Raw genomic sequence first — 21942 nt, 5'->3', positions numbered from 1 at the left:
AATTAAAGCGCCATTCAGAAATGCTCCGAATCGGTGCGACGAATCCCCAAAACAGTGCGGAAGTCAGGCAAAAGTGGCCCTTTGCCGCCGGTGTCTGATGTAGGGCTCGATGCCGCCACGTGTGTTCGCTCGTGGCTCGCGAGCCGGCGGCGCGCTCACTCGAAGGATTGGACCGGTGGATCGGCCAGCGCCAATCGCTACACCACTTCGGTGCCGGGCACGATCACGCCAGCTGCCTGAAGTCGCCTCAACAACGGCAGCAGTCCGTCCAGATGCCGGCGAGAGCTATGCACCGAGCGTTGGTGGACATCGCCGCGCACCTGCGCCGCGCTCGCGGTCACGAACGGCACATGCTCCAGTTCGGCGATGGTGTCGCTGCGCGCCAGCCCGCACCAGCTCAGCACCCGCGTGATCTGCTGGTCGGTGTCGCGCACCAACTCTTCGTAGTGCACGTCGAAAATGGCGCCGGGCAGCACCGCATGCCAGTGCCGCATGGTCTGTTGGTAGGCCAGGTAGTAATCCGCGAGCTCATCGAGCGCGTACGAGAACGGATAGGCGTTGTAGAACAAGGTCTTGTACATCGCATAACAGGTGTCCAGCGGATCGCGCACCAGATGGATGATGCGCGCGCGTGGCAGCGCGGCAGCAATCATGCCGCAATACAGGTAATTGACCGGCATCTTGTCGATGAACACCGGATGGTCGTGCACTAGCTCACGGGCGCCGCGCAGATACTCCTGCCCAAGCGCCGCGAAATCGATCTGCAGCGATGCCTGGGCGGCGGTCAGTTCGGGATTGGTCGACAGTACGCCGGAGGTCGCACTGCCGAGCAGCACACCGAAATCCATCAGCTCCCCGGCCGAGCGTGCACCGCCGCGCTGGATCAGCAGGCGCTCCAGCAAGGTGGTGCCGGAGCGTGGCAAACCGACGATGAAGATCGCTCCCTCGCCCGCATGACCGGGCTGCAGTGCGCTCAAGGCAGCCGGGATGTATGCGTCGCGCACCTGGGCAATATGCGCACACTCGGCAGCAACGTCGTACTGCAGAGTCTTGCGCTTGCAGGCCGCTGCGGCGGTCAATGTCTCGAACGACTCCGCATGCTGGCCCAGGTCCTCCAGCTCCTTGCTCAGGGCGTATAGGCCGGCCGCTCGGGCGGACGGTTCCGACAGCGTGGTCAAGCGGTGACGCAGATCGTCCAGGTGGTTGTGCTGCCCGGTCTGGCGCCGGAGCGTGGCGCGCAGGTACAAGGCATCTCCCGTGCCGGGTGCCAGTTGCAATAGCCGCTCCAGGGTGCGCTCAGCCGCATCGAATTCACCGCCAAAGAACTGCATGGTGGCGAGGTCGTACAGCAAGCCGGGCTGTTCTCCCAGCAATGTCATCGCATGCCGGTACGCATCACGGGCGGCCGCCACCTCGTGGCAGCCGCTGTACAGCGCGCCGATCCGCCACCATGCAGCGCCGTCGGCGGCGGCCAGCGCCTGTGCCTGGCCGGCGACGAGCCGGGCCTCGCGGCGGCGACGCAGCTGCAGCAGCAAACTGGCGTGTTTGATCAATAGCGGGAGCGGTGACGTTGTAACCGCCGCAGCCTGTGCGATGCGGTCGGCTGCGGCCTGCGGATCGCCGTTGGCCAACCGGGCTTCGCTGGCAAGCTCCAGCAGATGCGCATTGCCTGGCTGCTCTGCGCAGGCGCGGTCGGCGAACACAGCTGCCTCGGCATAACGTCCCTGACGCAGCAGTTGATACCCGTTGTGCAACAGGGCGCGTAGCGGTCTCTCAGTCATCCATTCTCTTCTGTCTGTTGCGATGCCGTCGGTGGCCTGGCTAGTCGATGCGGCGGGCACGTAGTGCCACACCGGCAGCGGTCACCAGCATGTAGCTTCCCATTGCGGCCTTGCGGATCACCACGATCTCGCCGTCGGCCAGCGGCCCGCGGCTGGTCGCTTCCGTCAGCGCCCAACGCTGGCGACTGTCCAGCGACACGATGCGCGTACCGTCTGGCTGATACGCCACTGCAAGCACCTTTGCGGTGAGTTGCGCAGGCGCTGACTGCTGCGCGCCTGTCGCTGCCGAGGCCTGTTGGCTGCTGCGGCCGAATGCCCTGACTGCCCTGTCCGCCTCCGCCGCCCGCACCGCCTGCGTTGGCGGGAAGCTGGCGTCATAGCAGGCCAGCCGCGGCAAGGGATCGAGTACTGCGGCACAGCGATGCGTCGGCACGTCCTGCGCCGATGCCGCCCAGGCGCAGCTCAACACCGTCAGCCCCAACACCACTCGCTTGTGCATGCGCGCATCTTCACTCGTCGATTGCAGCAGAGCATACAAGGCAAGCGGCGAACGCAGGAAAGACCGCTCATCACCGTCCGGCCGCGGGGCGATTGAACGCACCGCTGGCGCCGCCTAAGCTGCAGCTCTCCCACCCGCTGCAAGAATGCCTGGAAAACGCCTTGGACCCGTCCTTGCAGCACGCCGCACGCTTACTGCAACAAGGCCATCTGGCGCAGGCGATCGCCGCCTATCGCCGCATCCTGCAGGCGCAGCCCCGCTGCGCCGATGCCTGGTACAACCTGGGATATCTGCTGCGCCAGACCGGCGAGGCATCCGCCGCACTGGACGCTTATGCGCAGGCATTGCAGCACGGTGCCGCGCTGCCGGAGCAAATCCATCTCAATCGCGCCGCGTTGCTGAGCGACCATCTACATCAGGAGGCGGCAGCGCTGAAGGAACTTGATCTGGCACTGCAGTGCCGGCCGGACTACGCCCCGGCCTTGCTCAATCTGGGCAACCTGCAGGAAGAGCTGGGCGCACGCGACCAGGCGGTCGCCGCCTATCGCCGGCTGCTCGCCAGTCCTTCTGTCGATGCCCAGACACGGGCGCTGCAGCTGCAAGCCACCGCACGCCTGCTGCACCTGGATCCTCCCACGCATGCGCAGGACACACGCCTGCTTGCACTTGCGCAGGCAGGCTCGGTCGCGGGACAGGATCCTGCGTTGACGGCCACGCTGCTGCATGCACTGGCCCATGCCTACGACCGCCTCGGCCTGCACAGCCAAGCATTCGCTGCGGCCAGTGCCGCCAACCGGCATGGCCATGCACATGCGCGGCGCTATGACCCGATCCGCACACAGCAGCAGTTCGACAGCATCGCTGCGGTATTTGCCGATGCAAGCGACGCGCGCCAGCCACCACCCATGGATGCTGTCGGCGACGCGGTGCCGGCACTGTTTATCTGCGGCATGTTCCGCTCCGGCTCCACCTTGATCGAACAGGCCTTGTCGCGCCACTCGTGCATCGCCGCAGGGGGCGAACTGGATGCGTTGCCGCGACTGGTTGCACAGTCGCTGTCGCCATTCCCGCAAGCCGCGCAGCATCTGTCCTCGCACACGCTGGCGCAGCTGGCCGCGGCCTATCGTCAACGCGTGGCTGCGGCCGTTCCCCGGCATGCGCAACTGCGCTTCATCACCGACAAGCGCCCCGACAACTTTCTGCTGATCGGGCTGATCAAACAGCTGTTTCCGGCGGCCAGGATCGTGCACACACGTCGTCACCCGCTGGACAACGGGCTGTCGATCTTCATGCAGCAGCTCAATCCGCAACGCTTTGACTATGCGGGCCGGCTGGAGGACATCGGGCATTTCTATGCCGCCTACCAGCGACTGATGGCGCATTGGCTGTCGCTGTATCCGGACAGCATCCACACGTTCGACTACGACGCCTTTGTCGCCGCGCCGGAGCCCAGCCTGCGCGCACTGCTGGACTTTTTGCAGTTGCCCTGGGAACCGGATTGCCTGGATTTCCACAAGGCGCCTGGAGCCGTCAAAACAGCCAGCTACTGGCAGGTGCGCCAACCCCTGCATGGCGATGCGTCCGGACGCTGGAAACCCTACGCGACCCAGCTCGCTCCGCTGCGCGACACACTTGCCCGGTTCGGCATCATGCCTGCGGACTGAACCGGCCGACTACCGGCACCACCTCACCCCGCACGGTGGTGCGCAATCACCGTCTCCATGGCATTGACCATCTGCCGCTCCTCCTGGCTCAGCAGCGGGTTCCAGACATCGAAGATCAGCACCGCACGCAGCTGCGCGCTCGTGTTGCGTGCCTCATGCTCGATCGAGTCGTCGAACACCAGCACCTTGCCGACCTCCCACTGCCGCCAGTCGTAACCGACCCGGAAGCTGCAGCCCTCCGGCACGATCAACGGAAGATGCGCTACCAGACGTGCGTTGGTCTCGCCGTGGTGCGGCGGAATGACCGTCTGCGGCGCAAGCACCGAAAACATCGCGTTCGGGCACACGCCGTCGATCTGCGCCGCATCGACCAATGCCAACGCAGCGGCGGTTGCCGGGCACTGCCGCAGATGTTCATCCACCGGCTGTCCATGTGCCCACAGCGGATAGGAACTCCATGCTGGCGAATGGTTGAGGTCTTTCCACTGATTGACCGGCTGATCCGGCGCGTAGGCGATGTACGGCGCAAAGCCGCCCTTGTCTTCGTGCATGACGGCGCGCAGTTCCTGCGCGATCGCCGCGGTGTGACGCTGTACTGCAGCGATCCAGGGAAACGCGTCCGGCGGGTGAAACGGCAGGGCTGGCAATCGCGGGATGTACAAGCGGTTGGATTGGGAATGGAACGGGCGACTGCGCCCGCATGCGATCGCGGCCGCTTCCGCCCAGCGTCCTGCGAGTGCGGCGTCCACGGCGATGCCAGGAGCGTCCAGGACGGCGCGCAATTGCGCTTCCAGCTCAAGCGTGTCCTGCTCCACCGCCTGCGTGGCCAGGGCCAGCTTGCGACGCAACACCGCAGGCCATTGCGGCTCCGGCGGCGCGACCTTCAGCGCATCGCGATAGACACTAGCGGCGGCGCGCGGACGGCCGCGTGCCTGCAGGAATGCGGCTTTTGCCAGCAGCCCGGGCAGGAAGTACGCATCCAGCGCCAGCGCCGCGCTGATGGCCTGCCATTCGCCATCCACATCGCCTTGCGCCTGCTTCACCACCGCAATGGTCAGCACGATCATCGGATCGCCCGGGCTGCTTGCGCGTGCGCCTGCCAGGTATTCCAGCGCCGCCGTTGCATCGCCGCGCTGGTAGGCGTGCACGCCCAGGCTGTACAAAGCCTGCGGGTGCGTCGGCGCCAACTGGCGCACCTGTGTCCACAATTGCTCGGCCTGTTGCCATTGCCCGGCCGATGCTGCCGCGCCCGCCTCGGCGATCAGCGCGGCGATGCGTTCGTTGCGTTGTTCGATCTGTACCGCCATCGCGCCGCCGGCCTCGCAGTCTTCCCCGGCTCGATCATACGACCTGGGCGGCAGCGAGGAAGCAGGACGGCTCTTTCCTCGATCGGACAGGCTGGCCTGACTGGGTCCTGCTCCAGGCAACGCCATGCCGCCGCCAGTCGGGGAACAAGCCCACTGGCGGCGTGGTCCGCGTCAGTGCGCGTGGCCGCCGTGCGAGTGCGCGTGACCACGGTGATCGTCATGCGCGGCGCCTTGCGCGGCCGGCACCGCACCACACGGCTCGGTGCCGCAGTCGCCGCTCTCCACCTGCAAGGTGACGTGGGTGATCTCGAAACGCGCGTGCAGCAGCTCGGCGAGGGCGTCGCGCAGGCGGTCGCGGTCGGTGGTTTCGCTGACCACCACGTGTGCGGTGAGTGCGGGCGTGCTGGAGGCCAGTGCCCAGACATGCAGGTCGTGCACGTCTTCGACGCCGGGGTAGCTGGTCAGCGCCTGCTGCACCTGCGGCAGATCGATGCCTTTGGGCACGCCTTCCAGCAGCACGTTGATCGCCTCGCGCAGCAGCACCCAGGTGCGCGGCAGCACCCACAGGCCGATCAGCACGGCCAGCACCGGGTCGATCCACTGCCAACCGGTCCAGCGGATCAGCAACGCGCCGATGATCACCGCCACCGAGCCAAGCATGTCGCTCCAGACCTCCAGATAGGCCCCCTTGACGTTCAGGCTCTCGCCGCTGCCGGCGTGCAGCAACTTCATGGCGATCAGATTGATCACCAGGCCGAAGCCGGCGATCAGCAGCATGCCGCTGGAGGAAATATCCTGCGGTGCGCGGAAGCGCTGCGCGGCCTCCCAGAGAATGTAGGCGCCGACTGCGAACAACAGCGCGCCGTTTGCCAGCGCGCCGAGCGCTTCCAGCCGCACATAGCCATAGGTGCGGCGCGCATCGGCAGGACGACGGCTCAGGCGCACGGCAAGCAGGGCGATCATCAGGCCGACGGTGTCGGTGGCCATATGTGCGGCGTCAGACAGTAGCGCCAGGCTGTTGGTGATGAACGCACCTATGACTTCCGCCAGCAGGAACGTGGCGGTCAGTCCCAGCGCCCACCACAACGGTGTCTCGTGGCGGATGTCGCTGGGTGCGTGGTTGTGGTCGTGTCCCATGGATGCGGTGGCCTCGTGCAATGCGCGCACCTTAGGCGCACGCGATGGCGGAGACTATTACACCCGGGCGTGATGACATCACATCACGCGAGCGCGGCGCTGCACCTTTGCCCAGGGCGGGTAGCGACTTGGAGCGGCCAACAGAACCTCTCGAACGCCGCAGCGATAGCGACAACGCGTCGGCCACCCGCGCTGTCGTTAGCGGGTGGAGTGATGTCGTATTGGCAGTGACGTTGCTCGATAGAAAGAAGCCGATCAGACCGCACCTCGTCGGACGGCTGCGCTGCATGCGCTGCATGCACCGCCTGCCCCTGCTTACAACCGTGCGTACCGACCATCGTGACTGGTCCTTGCCCGCCCACCGTCGCGGGACCTTACGCGGCATGGATGCCGCGTAAGAGCCTACAAGGATGTACTTGTGGCGTGTCCTGCGATGGTGGGCGGGCAAGGGCCTGCAGCAAACTCACAGCGTAGAGGGCGCGGCGAGGACACTGCACCGGCTGCGGCTGTTTTGTTGGACACCATGCACACCGATCAACTCGACTGGTCCTTGCCCGCCCACCGTCGCGGGACCTTACGCGGCAAGGATGCCGCGTAAGAGCCTACAAGGACGTACTTGCGGCGTGTCCTGCGATGGTGGGCGGGCAAGGACCTCGCAGCCAAGCCGCAGATCATCCGCTCTACAGCCGACACCCCTAGTTCGATCAACTCTCCAGACAGAGACGAATCACCACTCCAGCCGCACCTACTTGACGGTGGGCGTAGACACTTTTGCTCGCCGCTCTCAAACCTTGGCCACCAGCTTGATCACGCTGGAGAAATCCAGCGCACCGTTGCCGGCCTGGCTGTTCATCGCGTACAGATTGCGCGCCAGCTCGCCGAGCGGAATCGACACGCCTGCCTGCACTGCGGATTCGGCGACCAGCCCCAGGTCCTTGAGCATCAGATCGTTGCCGAAGCCGCCGCTGTAACCGCGCGATGCCGGCGCGCTGGGCAACACGCCCGGCCACGGATTGCACACTTCGGTGGCCCAGCTGCGTCCGGTGCTGACCGCCATCATCTGCGACAGCACCGCCGGGTCCAGCCCCTGCGCAACGCCGAGCGCCAGCGCCTCGCCGGTGGCGGCCATGATCACGCCCAGCGCCATGTTGTTGCACAGTTTGGCGACCTGGCCGGCGCCGTTGTCGCCAACGTGGAAGATGTTCTTGCCCATTGCCTGCAACACCGGCCGCGCGCGCTCCAATACCTGCGCGGCGCCGCCGACGATAAACGTCAGGCTGCCTGCCGCCGCACCCGCCGTCCCGCCGGAGACCGGCGCATCCAGCACCGCCAGGCCACGCGCCTGCGCCTCGGCGGCGAGCTTGCGTGCGCTGGCGGGTGCGATGGTGCTGCAGTCGATTACCAGGGCACCTTCGGGAATCTGCGCCAGAATCCCGGCCTCGCCCAGGTACAGCGCTTCGACATGGCGGCTGGCCGGCAGCATCGAGATCACGATCTCGGCGTCGGCCAGGGTGTCGTGTGCGGAGCTGGCGGCATGCGCGCCGGCAGCGACTGCCGCATCCAGCGCAGCGGGCACCAGATCGAACACCCGCAGCTGGTGCCCGGCCTTGCTCAGGTTGGCGGCCATCGGCCCGCCCATATTGCCCAGGCCGATAAAAGCGATCTTGCTCATGGTGTGGTCTTCCAGGGTTGGGCGGCCATCACCGACTGGCGCGGCCGTTGAATGGTGTGCCCGGCCGCAGCGCAGTGCGGCAAACGGATGCAGTGGCGTTCCTCGGCCCTGCACTGCGGATGCGGCTCATTGTCCGCATCCGCCAAGACCGTTCGCAGCGGCGTGTCAGCGACTCAACCTGCACCAAGATCGGCAAGCGGATGCCGTGCAGGCTGCCAGGGTGATTGCAGGAATGCCGCCGCCCATTGCGCGTCGGCCTGTTCGAGCGCGGCAGGCTGCCACTGCGGCGTGCGGTCCTTGTCGATCAACAGCGCGCGAATGCCTTCGGCGAAGTCGCCATGCGCGGCGGCATGCAGCGCCACTACGTACTCGGTGCGAAAGGTGTCGGCCAGCGTGCCGGTGCCCGGGTGACGTTGCAGCTCCCAGGCCAGGCGGGCCGAGCCGGGGGCGCCGGCTGCCAGCGTTGCACGCGCGGCCTGCAGCCAGGCATCTTCGCTTTGCAGTGCCAGGATTGCGGCGACCACCTCCTGCAGCGTCTGGCCTGCCACCAATTGCGCGATCAGCGCCGCATGCACCTGCAACGGGCCCGGCTCCAGCGGTTGCGCAATCCCGTGCAGGAATGCGCCGAGCTGGGCGCGATCCTCGCTGGCATCGCCTGTCCAGGCATGCGCGTCCAGGGCGTCCAGCACTGCCGCGTATTGCGCATGCTCCAGGCGCACATCCGCAAGCCCGGCATAAATGGCATCGCTGGCGTCCAGCGGCGCGCCGGTCAGTGCCAGGAATAATCCGGCGCCGTGCGGCACGCGGCGCAACAACCAGCTGCCACCCACGTCGGGAAACAGGCCGACACTGATCTCCGGCATCGCCAGCCGCGAGCGCTCGGTGACCACGCGATGGCTGGCGCCGGACATCAAACCGATACCGCCGCCCATGACGATGCCGTGGCCCCAGCACAGCAGCGGCTTCGGGTAGGTGTGGATGCGATGGTCGAGCCGATATTCCTCTTCGAAGAACGCAGCGGCGTGCGCATTGCCCTGCGGTTGCGCGCGACGTTGCTGCGCATCCGGCACCGCCTCGCGATGCGCGCGCATGCTCTGGTACAGACCATGCAGATCGCCACCCGCGCAGAACGCCTTCTCGCCTGCGCCACGCAGCACCACGCAGGCAATCTGGGTATCGTCGGCCCAGATGCGCAACTGTGCATCCAGCAGGCGCGTCATCTGCAGGGACAGGCCGTTGAGCGTCCTGGGCGCATTCAAGGTGGCGATGCCGATGCGATGCCCGTCGGCGCAATCGCGTTGTTCGAACAGCACCGGGGCTTCTTCGGGGAGGCTCACATCCAGCATCAGCCATTGCTCCACTGCGGTGCGCGCTTCTCGAGAAAGGCCGCCACTCCCTCGGCCTGATCCGCCTGCTCGAACAGGTCGACGAAGGCTTCGCGCTCTGCCACCAGCGCGGCGGCATGCGTGCCGTGGCGGGTGGACTGCACCAGGCGCTTGCACGCCGCAACGCTGGCCGGACTCTGCTTGCCGGCGCGCTGTGCCCAGGCAATGGCCAGCGCGCGCGACTCGCCCGTGCCCACCACCTCTTCCACCAGGCCGATGCGGTGCGCCGTGGCGGCATCCAGACGCTCGCCGAGCAGGATCATGCGCTTGGCCCAGCCCTCGCCGACCAGGCGCGGCAGGTTCTGGGTGCCGCCGGCGCACGGCAACAAGCCGACGCTGGCTTCCGGCAAAGCCAGTTGCGCGTGCTGCTCGGCAATGCGCAGGTCGCAGGCCAGCGCGCACTCCAGGCCACCACCCATCGCATAGCCGTTGATGGCGGCGATCGACACGCCGCGAAACGCGCTCAAGGCCTCGAAGGCTTCGCCGAAGCGACGCGCGGCCTCCCGTGCAGCAGCCTTGTCGCCATCGGCAAACTGCTTGAGATCGGCGCCGGCACTGAAGAACTTCTCGCCGTCGCCAGTGATCACCAGCGCGTAGATGCTGCGGTCCGCATCCAGCGCGCGGACCAGATCGCGCAAAGCTGCAAGGCTGTGCACGGTCCAGGTGTTGGCCGGCGGATTGCACAAGGTGACGATGGCAACATGGCCGTCGCGTTCGACATGTAAACCGGTATGCGTGCGTGTTACCCAATCGCTCATCGCAGTTCCTCCTCGCCGTTGAGCAGGTGGCGCGCAATGATCATGCGCATCACCTCGTTGGTGCCTTCCAGGATGCGGTGCACGCGGCTGTCGCGCAGCAGGCGCTCGATCGGATATTCGCGGATATAGCCGTAGCCGCCGTGGATCTGCAAGGCATCGTCGCAGATCGCAAAGCCGGCGTCGGTGGCGAAGCGCTTGGCCATCGCGCACCACACGGTGGCATCGTGGCTGCCGGCATCGAGCTTGCGCGCAGCGGTGTGCACCATCTGCCGCGCGGCCACCAGTTGCGTGGCCATGTCGGCCAGTTTGAACTGCAGTGCCTGGAAATCGGCCAGCTTCTTGCCGAACTGCCGGCGCTCGCCCATGTAGCGGCGGGCGGCGTCCAGCGCGCCTTGCGCCGCTCCCAACGAACAGGCGGCGATATTGATGCGGCCGCCATCCAGTGCCTTCATCGCCATCTTGAAGCCCTCGCCTTCCTTGCCCAGCAGATTGCCGGCCGGAATGCGCACGTTCTCGAAGCTCACCCCGCGCGTGGGCTGGCTGTTCCAGCCCATCTTCTCTTCCTTGCGGCCGTAGCTGATGCCGGGCGCATCGGCGGGCACCACGAAGGCGCTGATGCCGCGCGCGCCGTCGTCGCCGGTGCGGGCCATCACCACCAGCACATCGGTGGCGCCCGCGCCGGAAATGAAGGCCTTGCTGCCGTTGAGCACGTAGCTGTCGCCATCGCGCTGTGCACGCGTCTTGAGCGAGGCCGCGTCCGAGCCGGCACCCGGCTCGGTGAGGCAGTACGAACCCAGCTTGGCACCGCTGGTCATCGCCTCGCCCCACTGCGCGCGCACCGCGTCGTTGCCGTAGCTGGCGATCAACCAGGTGGCCATGTTGTGGATGCTGATGAACGCCGAGGTGGATGGATCGACCGTGGCGAGTTCCTCGAACACCACCGCGGCATCGAGCCGGCGCATGCCCAGGCCGCCCACGCCCTCATCGGTGTACAGGCCGCAGAACCCCAGCTCGGCCGCCTTGGCGATCGCCTCGCGCGGGAAGTGGCTTTCCGCATCCCACTGCGCGGCGTGCGGTGCGAGTTCCTTGTCGGCAAAGTCGCGCGCGGCAGCGCGGAAGGCTTCCTGCTCGTCACTCAAATCGGCTGTATTGGCGTGTAGCTGGATGGCTGCATTCATGGCGATCGTGTCACTTGAGGGAGATGGTGGTGTTGACGCCGTGGCCCAGCGTTTCGTCGTCGAACCAGCGCGCGGTCACGGTCTTGGTCTGGGTGTAGAACATCACCACCTGTTTGCCGTACGGGCCCAGGTCGCCGAGCTTTGAGGCACGCGATCCGGTGAACGAGAACAGCGGCACCGGCACCGGGATCGGCACGTTGATGCCGACCTGGCCCACGTCGATGTCTTCCTGAAAACGTCGCGCCGCCGCGCCGGACTGGGTGAACAAGGCGGTGCCATTGCCATTGGGGTTGGCATTGACCAGGGCGATGGCCTCGTCCAGCGTGGCCGCCTCCAGGATCACCAGCACCGGGCCGAAGATTTCCTCGTCGTAGATGCGCATGCCCGGCCGCACGCCGGAGAAGATCGTCGGGCCGACGAAGTTGCCCTGCTCGAAGCCCGGCACGCTGGGCGCGCGCCCATCCAGTTCCAGTGTGGCGCCCTGCTCGACGCCGGAGGCGATCAAGCCTTCCACACGCTCGCGCGCCGCGCAGGAGATCAGCGGCCCGACCTCGGTGCCCGGCGCATTGCCCGCGCCCAGGGTCAGGCCCTTGGCCTTGGCCACCAGCGCCGGAATCCATTGCCGCGCCTCGCCCACCAGCACCAGCGTGGACGCCGCCATGCAGCGCTGGCCGGCCGCACCGAAGGCGGCGCCGACCATCGCATTGAGCGTCTGCTCCTGATTGGCGTCCGGCAGCACCACGGCATGGTTTTTCGCACCCATCATGCATTGCACGCGCTTGCCTGCCAGCGAGGCGCGCCGATAGACGTGCGTGCCGACCCTGGTCGAACCGACAAACGACAGCGCCTTGATGTCCGGGTGGTCGCACAACGCGTTGACCACGTCTTCGCCGCCGTGCACGACATTGAGCACGCCCTTGGGAATGCCCGCCTCCAGCGCCAATTCCACCAGCCGCATGGTCACCATCGGGTCCTGCTCGGATGGCTTGAGCACGAAGGTGTTGCCGGTGGCGATGGCCATCGGAAACATCCACAACGGAATCATTGCCGGGAAGTTGAACGGGGTGATGCCCGCGCACACGCCCAGCGGCTGCAGCAGGCTATAGGTGTCCACGCCGTTGGCAACGTTGTTGGCCAACTCGCCCAACTGCAGGTTGCCGATCGCCGCGGCGTGTTCCACCACTTCCAGCCCGCGGAACACATCGCCTTCGGCATCGGCCAGGGTCTTGCCCTGCTCGGCGCTGAGCAGCGCGGCCAGCTCGGGCATGTGCTCGCGGATCAGCTGCTGGTACTTGAGGAAGATGCGCGCACGCGTGCCGATCGGGGTCTTGCGCCAGCTCACGAAGGCCTGGCTGGCCGCCGCCACCGCCGCGGCCACTTCGCCGGTGGTGGCGAACGGCACCTGTGCCAGCACCGACTGATCGGCCGGGTTGACCACGTCCTGCCAGTGGGTGCTGGCGGAGGTGACGAACTGGCCGTCGATCAACAGGGAAACGCGCGGGACGGAATCACTCATTGCAGGGTCGCTCGCAGAAGGTCGCTACGGATGCTTCGCATTGTTCGCACCGGGACCTGGCATTCCCAGCCCGAGACTGCTTAATCGCGCTAAGCTGCCGCCACTATTTTGCGAATCTTGCGAATGCCGCAGTCGTCCCTCCCGCTCCGCCACCAGCTCGGCCTGCGCCTGCAGCGGCTGCGCCAGCGCCACGGCCTGACCCAGGCGGAGCTGGCACGCCGGCTCGGGCTGTCGCCGAGCTACCTCAACCAGATCGAGCGCAACCAGCGCCCCCTGACCCTGGCAATCCAGCAGCGGCTCAAGGCCACCCTGGGCGATCTGGACGGCCTGCTCGACCTGGACGACCCGGCCGCGCTGGTCGAGCCGCTGGACGAATCGCTGCGCAGCCTGGGCCATAGCCTCTCGGCCGCCGAACTGCGCGTGCTCACCGGCAACCTGCCGCAGGTGGCCCAGGCCCTGCTGGACCTGCACCGCGCCCACCAGCACCTGCTCGAGCGCACCGCCGCACTGGAAATACAGATCGGCGCCGACCACGCCGCACTACCCTCGCTGTCGCCGGGCGAGCAGGTGCGCGATTACTTCAACCGCGCGCACAACTATCTGCCGGAACTGGATGAGCGCGCCGAGGCGCTGTATGCCGAACTCGGCCTGACCTCGGACAACCTGCCGCTGCGGCTGCGCCAACGCCTGGCCGATCGCCACGGCCTGCTGGTGCAGGACGCGCCCGATCTGCACAGCGACAAGCGCAGTGTGGATACGCAGGCGCGCGTGCTGTGGCTGCCCGCGCATCTGCGCCCTGGCCAGCAGGCCTTCCAGATGGCCGCGCAACTGGCCTTGCTGGAATGCGCGCCCTTGCTCGACGCACGCATCGCCGATGCCGGCTTCGAAGATGCCGAGCGTATCGCGTTGTCACGGATCGGGCTGTCGAACTATTTCGCCGGCGCGCTGGTGATGCCGTATGGCCAATTCCTGCGCAGCGCCCAGCGCTCGCGCTACGACATCGAATGGCTGGCCGATCGCTTCGGCGTCGGCTTCGAGGCGGTCTGCCACCGGCTCAGCACCTTGCAGCGGCGCGGTGCGGCCGGGCTGCCGATCTTCTTCATGCGGGTCGATCGTGCCGGCAACGTGTCCAAGCGCCACTCGGCCACCGATTTCCACTTCTCGCATGTCGGCGGCGCCTGCCCGCTGTGGATCGTCTATGAGGCCTTCAACCAGCCCGACCGCATCCTGACCCAGATCGCGCGCATGCCCGATGGCCGGCGCTACTTCTGGCTGGCGCGCCAGGTCAGCAGCGGCGCGCCCGGCTACGGCCGCCCGCGCAAGACATTCGCGTTGGCGATGGGCTGCGACCTGCGCCATGCCGATCAACTGGTGTATGCGCGCGGCTGGGACCTGGACGCGGTGGACGATGCGGTGCCGATCGGCCCCGGCTGCCTGACCTGCGAACGCAACGACTGCATGCAGCGCGCCTTTCCGGCATTGCCCCGGTTATCTGCCCACCCGCGCTAGTGCAGAACCCTGGTCCGTCGCGCCGACCAGGCAACCTTGGTCCGCGGTACAGGCCACGCACACCGCAACTGTGACCGGGCAGACGCTACCGCTGCACTGCAGCATTCCAACGCGAGATAGCTCCCGCAAAATGCTTCATTGGAATGGAATGACTTGCGCTTCTACCCTGAAGCGGACACATGCAGGACAGGGGGACGTCAAGGCGATCGACCATCGTCGCAGCGTCACGCAAGCGATCAATCAGCTCCACACCGCAGCAACCGCCATGCCCGCGTTGGACACGCCAACGCGCAGCCGCGCCACAGCGCCGCACCAGCGGCCACTATTTCATTCGGTAACTTTGTCCTGGGAGGGATCAAACGATGCCCGTTCACCACACCGGCCACCCGGCCAGCCGGCGCATGCGCCTGCGCCGCACCCCCGTGCGCGACGTTCTCTGCACCACCATCGCCTGTGTGCTGGCCACCGCGTTCAGTGCGCACGCACAGGACAGCGCGCCTGCCGCGCCGCCGGCCACTGATGCCACCACCACGGCTGCGCCGCCGGTCACGCTCGACAACATCACCGTGATCGGCCAGCGCGCCAGCCTGAATCAGGCGGTGCAGGCCAAGCAGATGTCCGATCACGTTATGGAAGTGATCTCCGCCGACAACATGGGCCAGATGCCCAATGTCACCGTCGCCGAAGCGCTGGTGCGCCTGCCCGGCGTCAACGGCACCCGCGACCGCGGCAACGAGAGCCTGGCGACCGTGCGTGGCCTTGGCCCGCGCATGACCATGGGCACCGTCAACGGGCGCGAAATCGCCTCCTCCGAGCCCAATCGCGCCGTGCGCTGGGAAGTGTTTCCCACCGAGATCGTCTCCACCGTCAAGGTCTACAAGACCCAGTCGGCGGACCTGGTCGCCGGCGGCCTTGCCGCGACGGTGGACATCTCCACCATCAGCCCGCTGGACTACACCGGCCCGGGCTTTGTCGGCACCGCCGGCCCGGTGTTCTACGACCACGCCAAGGACGTGGACGGCTATTCCCCGTGGGGCAGCCGCTTCGGTGCCAGCTGGGTGCACCACATCAACGACAACCTGGCGGTTGCGCTCGGCGCCACCTACCAGAAGCAGAAGAACTCCAACTCCTCGATCGGCAGCTGGGGCTATACCGATGCCACCACCTCGCGCGATGTGGATGGCGACGGCCGCGTGGACCCGACCCCGTTCGGCGCGGCCGACCAGCTCAAGCTCACCGAGCAGACCCGCACCGGCGCGATGGGCACCGTGCAGTGGCGCTCGGGCAACTTCGAGTTGAAGTTCGACGGCCTGTATTCGCGTATCGAAATCGACGAAGACCAGTTGCAGAACTGGTTCAACGGCCTGGCCTACAGCACCTTCTCGACCGGCGCCAATCCGTACACCACACCGGGTTCGTCCTACACCATCGTCGATGGCGACGTGGTGGCCGGCACGCTGGCCAACTCGAACCTGCAGGTCGACCATGTGGTCAGCCACTACAACGAGGTCAAGACGCTCACCGCCGGCGGCCTCAACGCCAAGTGGAGCGGCGACGTGTGGACGCTGGGCAGCGACCTGTCGTTCTCGCAGGCCAAGCGTGACAACACCTGGCAGGCGGTGCGCTTCGGCAGCAACCCGGACACCGTCTCGTTCGATTTCCGCCGCAGCGTCACCCCCACCATCAGCACCAGCTCGGACACGCCCGAGTGGGGCATCGCCGGCCAGACCGAGCCGCAGGGGCTGCGCGACAAGATCGCCGCGCTGGCGCTCAACGCCAGCCGCCCGGTCGATGCCGCAGCGTTCACCTCGCTGGAATTCGGCGCACGCGCCGCGCGCCGCGAGAAGCAGAACCGGCGCTTCATCAGCAACCAGTCCGGTTACGACCAACCGATCTCGGCGTACCAGGGCCTGATCTATCCGGTCACCATGCCGGACTTGAACGTGCCCACGCTGACCGGCGGCAACATGGATGCCATCGCCCAGATCGGCTTCGGCGGTTTCGACCCGGCCACGCTCGACGAGCAGTTGCTCGACCACTGGAACGTCAAGGAAGACGTGCGCGAAGCCTTCGCCAAGGCGGTGTTCAGCTCGCAGCTGTTCGGCACCGATGTCACCGGCAACATCGGCGTGCGCCTGGTCAACACCAAGACCACCAGCGACGGCTTCGATTCGGTCGGCACCACCGTGCAGGCCAGCAGCGACAGCAAGGAATACACCGACGTGTTGCCCAGCGCCACCGTCAACTTCCTGATCGACGATCAACGCATCCTGCGCTTTGCGGTGGCCAAGGTCATCGCACGTCCGCCGCTGGACGAGTTGCGCACCGGCCGGCGCCTGGACGACCCCAACGTCACCGTCGGCCAGCTCACCGGCAGCGGCGGCAACCCGCAGCTGGATCCATTCAAGGCCACCCAGGTCGACCTGTCCTACGAGTGGTACTTCCACAAGGAAGCGCTGGCGGCGATTGCGGTGTATCGCAAGGAAGTGGATTCCAGCATCGGCTACCGCACCGACCGTGAGGTGATCAACGGCCTGGATTACCTGGTCAGTGCGCCGTTCAATGGCGGCGGCGGGCATATCAACGGTGTGGAACTCACCTTCCAGACGCCGTTCTACTTCATCCCGCACATGGAAAACTTCGGCGTCTACTCCAACTTCTCGCTGGTCGATTCCAACCTCAAGGAATTCTCACCGGAAGACAACCCGCTGCCGCTGAGCGGGCTGGCACGCAAGACCGGCACCTTCGACCTGTGGTACAGCAACGGCAGCTTCGAGGCGCGCGTGGGTTACAAGTACCACAGCCCCTACACCGTGGTGTACGGCTGGAATGCGGCGCGGCTGGCACGGCTGCAGAGCGAAGGCACGGTGGATCTGAGCCTGAACTGGCAGTACAGCAAGCAGCTCGGTTTCCGCTTCCAGGCCGGCAACCTCACCAACGAACCGCTGCGCGCCTACACCGACAACAAGCCCAACCGTCTGGCCAACCAGGACGACGGCGGCTATCAGGTGTTCGGCCGTCGCTACGCGCTGGAAGCGACCTACAAGTTCTAAAGCACCGCTGACACCGCTGTTGCACGCCTGCTCCACCACTGCGCGCGGTGTGCGCAATCGCCTACGTCACTGACGTTGTGATTGCGCGCACCGCCCGCACGACGGCACCGCCGCATGCGGCAGGCTGTCACCCGCTCCGCGTTTCATCTGTCGAGGAATTGCATGCGCTCCACACGCCGCCTCTGGACGCCCGCGCTGCTCGCGCTGGCCATCTCCACCTTCGCACACGCCGCCCCGGCCCCCGCCACGCTGTATCTGGGCGCGGACCTGTCCTACGTCAACGAGATGGAGGAATGCGGTGTGCAGTACCGCGAGAACGGCGTGGTCAAGGACCCGTTCGAACTGTTCCATGCGCACGGCGCCAATCTGGTGCGCGTGCGGTTGTGGAACGATGCCCGCTGGACCCGCTACAGCGACCTGTCCGACGTCAAGAAGACCATCGCACGCGCACGCGCGCAAGGCATGCAGGTGCTGCTGGACCTGCACTATTCCGACGACTGGGCCGACGGCGAAAAACAGCTGATTCCCAAGGCCTGGGCCAGCATCACCGATACCGATGAACTGGCACGCACGCTGTACGGCTTCACCTATGACACGCTCAGCGCGCTCGACCGTGCCGGCCTGATGCCGGAGCTGGTGCAGGTGGGCAACGAAAGCAATTCCGATCTGATGGACAGCAAGCCGTGGGACAAAAAGCGCCCCATCGACTGGCAGCGCAACGCCAAGCTGTTCAACGCCGGCATCAAGGCGGTACGCGATATCGGCGCACGCTCGGCGATCAAGCCGCGGGTGATGCTGCATATCGCCCAGCCGGAGAATGTGGAACCGTGGTTTGCCGCCGCGACCAAGGCCGGCGTCACCGACTACGATCTGATCGGCATCAGCTACTACCGCAAGTGGTCGACCCAGTCGATGGCCGAGCTGGGCAAGACCATCAAGCGCCTGCGCGGCCGCTTTGATGCCGACGTGGTGGTGGTGGAAACCGCCTATCCGTGGACGCTGGACTCCGGCGACACCTCGCACAATCTGCTCGGCCAAGACTCGCTGATTCCCGGCTACCCGGCCGCGCCGCAGGGCCAGTTTCGCTACATGGTCGACCTCACCCAGCTGGTGATCGACACCGGCGGCGCCGGCGTCGTGTACTGGGAGCCGGCATGGACCAGCAGCAGCTGCAAGACACGCTGGGGCACCGGCTCGTCGTGGGAAAACGCCAGCTTCTTCGACTTCAAGCATGGCAATGAACTGCTGCCGGCGATCGACTTCATGCGCCACCCGTATACCGGCGTACCTGCAACGACAAGCAAGCCTGCTGCGGGCACGTCAGGCAACGCTGCGGATACCGACAAGAGGACCCAGCCATGACCGGCATCAATCGCCGCGAGCTGCTGCGCGGCATGCTCGCCAGTGGCGTAAGCGCCGCACTCCCGGTCGGTACGGCCGGTGCGTTGCTGCCCAGCATTGCCGCTGCAGCACCAGCTGCAGGTAACACCGCCACGCCGCTTGCCGCGTTCGGCGATGCAGCCCTGGCACCGCGCGAACGGCTGCTGTTCGACTTCGGCTGGCGCTTCCATCTGGGCCATGCCAGCGACCCATCGCGCGACTTCGAGTTCGGCACCTTCCAGCGCAGCTTCGCCAAGGCGGGCAAGGACACCGCCACCGCCGCGCAACTCGGCTTCGACGACAGTGGCTGGGAACTGCTGGATCTGCCGCACGACTGGGCCGTCACACTGCCCTTCCGGCAGGAACCGATCTCGGCCACCATCACCGAGGAAGATCCGGCCGCCGCGCACGGCTACAAGCCACTGGGCACGAGCTTTCCGGAGACCAGCGTCGGCTGGTATCGCCGCGTGCTGCAAATTCCCGCAGACGATCTGGGCAAGCGCATCAGCCTGGTGTTCGACGGCGTGTTCCGCGACTGCATCGTGTTCTGCAATGGCCACATCGTCGGGCGCAATGCCAGCGGCTATTGCGGCTTCGAGGTCGACCTCAGCGAGGTGCTCGACTACGGCAAGCCCAACCTGATCGCGGTGCGCGTGGACGCCACGCTGGGCGAAGGCTGGTTCTACGAAGGCGCCGGCATCTATCGCCATCTGTGGTTGCACAAGACCGACCCGCTGCATCTGCCGCAGGACGGCGTGTTCGTGCGCAGCACGCTGCAAGGCACCACCGCCATCGCGCAACTGTCCACCGAGGTGCGCAACGACGGCAGCGCCCCGCGCCAGTGCACGGTGCAGGCGCGCGTGACCGCGCCGGATGGACGCGTCGTCGCACAGGCAGCCAGTACCGCGGTCACCGTTGCACCCGGCCAGGTGCACCTCGTCGAACAGACCCTGCCGCTCGGTGAAGCGGCGCTATGGTCGATCGACACCCCGCAGCTCTACCGCCTGACCACCAGCGTGCACAGCGATGGCAAGGCGGTGGATGCGCTGGTCACCCCGTTCGGCGTGCGCACGGCCGTCTTCGATGCACAGCGCGGCTTCCTGTTGAACGGTACGCCGCTCAAGCTGCACGGCACCAACAACCACCAGGACCACGCCGGCGTCGGCACCGCCATCCCCGACAGCCTGCACGAGTGGCGCCTGCGCCAGCTCAAATCGATGGGCTGCAACGCGTACCGCAGCTCGCACAATCCGGCCACACCCGAACTGCTCGCGCTGTGCGACCGGCTCGGCATGTTCGTGATCGAGGAAACCCGCCGCATGTCCACCGACCCCGAAGCCATGGGCGAGCTGGAGACGATGGTGCGGCGCGGGCGCAATCATCCCAGCGTGATCCTGTGGTCGCTCGGCAACGAAGAGCCGCAGCAGGTCACCGAGCGCGGCGCGCGCATCGTCAGCCGCATGCAGCAACGCGTGCGCCAGCTCGATCCCACCCGCCCCACCACCTTCGCCATGGACAAGGGCTTTGGCGATGGCGTCGGCCAGGTCGTCGATGTGGTCGGTTTCAACTACCGCACCAGCCAGATGGATGGCTTCCACGCGCAATATCCGCATATTCCGATCTACGGCAGCGAAACCGGCAGCACGGTGTCGGTGCGTGGCAACTACCGGCGCGACGATGCGCGCGGCTACACCCGCGCCTACGACACCGACCACCCATGGTGGGCCAGCACCGCCGAAGCCTGGTGGAGCTATGTCGCGCAGCGCCCGTATATCGCTGGCGGCTTCATCTGGACCGGCTTCGATTACCGCGGCGAACCCACGCCCTACAACCGCTGGCCGAATGTCGCCTCGCAGTTCGGCGTGCTCGACAGCTGCGGGTTTCCCAAGGACAACTACTGGTACTACCGCGCGCAATGGACCAGCGAACCGGTGCTGCATCTGTTCCCGCACTGGAACTGGGACGGCTTGCTGCAGCCCGACGACAAGGGCCGCGTCCAGGTCTGGTGCCACAGCAATCTCGAAGCGGTGGAACTGCTGGTCAACGGCGTCAGCCAGGGCCTGCAGCAGGTGCCGGCCTACGGCCATGTCGAATGGCGCGTGGCCTACGCACCGGGCGTGATCGAGGCACGCGGCTATCGCGGCGGCAACTTGGTGCTCAGCGAACGCCGCGAGACGGCCGGCAAGCCGGCAGCGATCCGCCTGAGCTGCGACCGCAATGCAGTGCGCGCCGATGCCGAAGACGTGGCGGTGGTCAAGGTGGAGATCGTCGATGCGCAGGGCCGCCTGGTGCCGACCGCCGACAACCTGGTGCAGTTCGCGCTGCGCGGCCCTGCGCGGTTGATCGGCGTGGGCAACGGCGACCCCGCCAGCCATGAGGACGACAAGGCGCCGCAACGCAAGGCCTTCAATGGACTGTGTGCGGCCCTGCTGCAGAGCACGCGCAGCGCCGGCAGCATCGTCTTGCAGGCCACCGCACCCGGCCTCGCCGCTGCCACCCTGCGCCTGGAGGCCGACAAGGCCAAACCGCGCGCATCGGTGGCCTGACGCAGGCCGTCGCAGCGGCTGCAGTGATCACCAACGACCAGATTGGCACCACCTGAGCGCGCCGCAATGCCGGGAGCCATGACCGGCTCCCGGCACAGTCAGTCGCCTGCGCCTGCGCCTGCGTGCGCAAGCGACAGGCAGTGGCGACACCCGCCCGGCCCACCGCCGCTAGGTCGCGCGACTGGACCGCTGGCGGGCGGGTTCAGGCATCCGTGCTCCCTGCATCCGGCGCACGCGGAAAGTAGCGGCTGAGCTTTTCTTCCCACGCCTGGAACTGCTCAAGCGTGTAGGCATCCATCGGCCGTGGATCGGCGGCGACCGCCTTTTTCTGTGCCACATACGCGATGCGCTGGGACGACAGCTCGTCCCACGCCTTGCGCAGCATCACCGGATCCGGATGCGAGACCATCATCGCTTCCAGCAGCGTGGCCTGGGCCACGCGTGCGGCCAGCAGGTCGCTGAGCGCCTCGGTCACGGCCTGCATCCACTCTTGCTGTTTCTGTTCCATACCCAACCGAATCGCTTGCCTCGTGCGCCGCGCACCATAGCGCGTCATC

The 21942-nt window shown here is 66.6% G+C and carries 15 protein-coding genes; 5 read left to right on the top strand and 10 right to left on the bottom strand.

What is annotated here, in order from left to right:
• Nucleotides 1-197: 197 nt before the first annotated feature.
• Both GGR73_RS01675 and GGR73_RS01670 read right to left on the bottom strand, forming a co-directional pair.
• Nucleotides 198-1781, bottom strand: coding sequence for a tetratricopeptide repeat-containing sulfotransferase family protein (locus GGR73_RS01675; RefSeq protein WP_184455365.1), 1584 nt, complete (start codon nt 1779-1781; stop codon nt 198-200).
• Between the two features lie 40 nt (nt 1782-1821).
• Nucleotides 1822-2280 (bottom strand): hypothetical protein, encoded by a 459-nt coding sequence (locus GGR73_RS01670; protein ID WP_046345877.1) that lies wholly within the window; start codon nt 2278-2280, stop codon nt 1822-1824.
• Between the two features lie 161 nt (nt 2281-2441).
• On the opposite strand from GGR73_RS01670, the gene GGR73_RS01665 reads away from it, so the two are divergent.
• Nucleotides 2442-3944 carry a sulfotransferase gene (locus GGR73_RS01665; protein WP_184455363.1) on the top strand — a complete coding sequence of 501 codons (1503 nt, stop codon included), beginning with the start codon at nt 2442-2444 and terminating at the stop codon, nt 3942-3944.
• A 23-nt stretch (nt 3945-3967) separates the two neighbouring features.
• Here the strand turns inward: GGR73_RS01665 and GGR73_RS01660 are convergent, their stop codons facing one another.
• From GGR73_RS01660 to GGR73_RS01630, 7 genes are all read right to left on the bottom strand, one after another.
• Nucleotides 3968-5251 (bottom strand): aspartyl/asparaginyl beta-hydroxylase domain-containing protein, encoded by a 1284-nt coding sequence (locus tag GGR73_RS01660; RefSeq protein ID WP_184455361.1) that lies wholly within the window; start codon nt 5249-5251, stop codon nt 3968-3970.
• 171 nt (nt 5252-5422) lie between these two features.
• Nucleotides 5423-6388, bottom strand: coding sequence for a cation diffusion facilitator family transporter (locus tag GGR73_RS01655; protein WP_102252403.1), 966 nt, complete (start codon nt 6386-6388; stop codon nt 5423-5425).
• Nucleotides 6389-7172: 784 nt separating this feature from the next.
• Nucleotides 7173-8075, bottom strand: a complete 903-nt coding sequence (mmsB, locus tag GGR73_RS01650) for a 3-hydroxyisobutyrate dehydrogenase (protein WP_184456463.1) — start codon at nt 8073-8075, stop codon at nt 7173-7175.
• Nucleotides 8076-8233: 158 nt separating this feature from the next.
• Nucleotides 8234-9421 (bottom strand): enoyl-CoA hydratase/isomerase family protein, encoded by a 1188-nt coding sequence (locus tag GGR73_RS01645; RefSeq protein ID WP_184455359.1) that lies wholly within the window; start codon nt 9419-9421, stop codon nt 8234-8236.
• Nucleotides 9406-10203, bottom strand: a complete 798-nt coding sequence (locus GGR73_RS01640) for an enoyl-CoA hydratase (RefSeq protein ID WP_184455357.1) — start codon at nt 10201-10203, stop codon at nt 9406-9408. The genes GGR73_RS01645 and GGR73_RS01640 overlap by 16 nt, the downstream gene beginning before the upstream one ends.
• Nucleotides 10200-11381, bottom strand: coding sequence for an acyl-CoA dehydrogenase family protein (locus GGR73_RS01635; protein WP_184455355.1), 1182 nt, complete (start codon nt 11379-11381; stop codon nt 10200-10202). The genes GGR73_RS01640 and GGR73_RS01635 overlap by 4 nt, the downstream gene beginning before the upstream one ends.
• A gap of 10 nt (nt 11382-11391) precedes the next feature.
• Nucleotides 11392-12897: a CoA-acylating methylmalonate-semialdehyde dehydrogenase gene (locus tag GGR73_RS01630; RefSeq protein WP_046342093.1), complete on the bottom strand. Its 1506-nt coding sequence runs from the start codon at nt 12895-12897 to the stop codon at nt 11392-11394.
• Between the two features lie 123 nt (nt 12898-13020).
• Between GGR73_RS01630 and GGR73_RS01625 the strand changes: the two genes are divergently transcribed.
• The 4 genes from GGR73_RS01625 (at nt 13021) to galA (ending at nt 21385) form a co-directional block, all read left to right on the top strand.
• Entirely contained in the window at nt 13021-14406 is a 1386-nt protein-coding gene (locus GGR73_RS01625; protein WP_046342092.1) for a short-chain fatty acyl-CoA regulator family protein, read from the top strand.
• Nucleotides 14407-14768: 362 nt separating this feature from the next.
• Nucleotides 14769-17459 (top strand): TonB-dependent receptor, encoded by a 2691-nt coding sequence (locus GGR73_RS01620; RefSeq protein WP_184455353.1) that lies wholly within the window; start codon nt 14769-14771, stop codon nt 17457-17459.
• A 162-nt stretch (nt 17460-17621) separates the two neighbouring features.
• Nucleotides 17622-18821 carry an arabinogalactan endo-1,4-beta-galactosidase gene (locus GGR73_RS01615; RefSeq protein ID WP_184455352.1) on the top strand — a complete coding sequence of 400 codons (1200 nt, stop codon included), beginning with the start codon at nt 17622-17624 and terminating at the stop codon, nt 18819-18821.
• Nucleotides 18818-21385 (top strand): beta-galactosidase GalA, encoded by a 2568-nt coding sequence (galA, locus tag GGR73_RS01610; RefSeq protein ID WP_184455350.1) that lies wholly within the window; start codon nt 18818-18820, stop codon nt 21383-21385. Before GGR73_RS01615 ends, galA begins: the two co-directional genes overlap by 4 nt.
• A 202-nt stretch (nt 21386-21587) precedes the next feature.
• Here the strand turns inward: galA and GGR73_RS01605 are convergent, their stop codons facing one another.
• Nucleotides 21588-21941, bottom strand: coding sequence for a hypothetical protein (locus tag GGR73_RS01605; protein WP_046342088.1), 354 nt, complete (start codon nt 21939-21941; stop codon nt 21588-21590).
• Between the last annotated feature and the right edge of the window lies 1 nt (nt 21942).

It is taken from the genome of Xanthomonas sp. F14 (assembly GCF_014199865.1).
The sequence above is the reverse complement of the archived record's forward strand: the minus strand, read 5'-3'. Positions and strand labels throughout refer to the sequence as shown.

Excerpts from the sequence above, each read along its gene's own strand:
- GGR73_RS01605 (WP_046342088.1), bottom strand. The coding sequence starts at position 21,941 with ATGACGCGCTATGGTGCGCGGCGCACGAGGCAAGCGATTCGGTTGGGT.
- GGR73_RS01655 (WP_102252403.1), bottom strand. The coding sequence starts at position 6,388 with ATGGGACACGACCACAACCACGCACCCAGCGACATCCGCCACGAGACA.
- galA (WP_184455350.1), top strand. The coding sequence starts at position 18,818 with ATGACCGGCATCAATCGCCGCGAGCTGCTGCGCGGCATGCTCGCCAGT.
- GGR73_RS01630 (WP_046342093.1), bottom strand. The coding sequence starts at position 12,897 with ATGAGTGATTCCGTCCCGCGCGTTTCCCTGTTGATCGACGGCCAGTTC.
- GGR73_RS01670 (WP_046345877.1), bottom strand. The coding sequence starts at position 2,280 with ATGCACAAGCGAGTGGTGTTGGGGCTGACGGTGTTGAGCTGCGCCTGG.
- GGR73_RS01615 (WP_184455352.1), top strand. The coding sequence starts at position 17,622 with ATGCGCTCCACACGCCGCCTCTGGACGCCCGCGCTGCTCGCGCTGGCC.
- GGR73_RS01625 (WP_046342092.1), top strand. The coding sequence starts at position 13,021 with ATGCCGCAGTCGTCCCTCCCGCTCCGCCACCAGCTCGGCCTGCGCCTG.
- GGR73_RS01640 (WP_184455357.1), bottom strand. The coding sequence starts at position 10,203 with ATGAGCGATTGGGTAACACGCACGCATACCGGTTTACATGTCGAACGC.
- GGR73_RS01660 (WP_184455361.1), bottom strand. The coding sequence starts at position 5,251 with ATGGCGGTACAGATCGAACAACGCAACGAACGCATCGCCGCGCTGATC.
- GGR73_RS01675 (WP_184455365.1), bottom strand. The coding sequence starts at position 1,781 with ATGACTGAGAGACCGCTACGCGCCCTGTTGCACAACGGGTATCAACTG.
- GGR73_RS01635 (WP_184455355.1), bottom strand. The coding sequence starts at position 11,381 with ATGAATGCAGCCATCCAGCTACACGCCAATACAGCCGATTTGAGTGAC.
- GGR73_RS01620 (WP_184455353.1), top strand. The coding sequence starts at position 14,769 with ATGCCCGTTCACCACACCGGCCACCCGGCCAGCCGGCGCATGCGCCTG.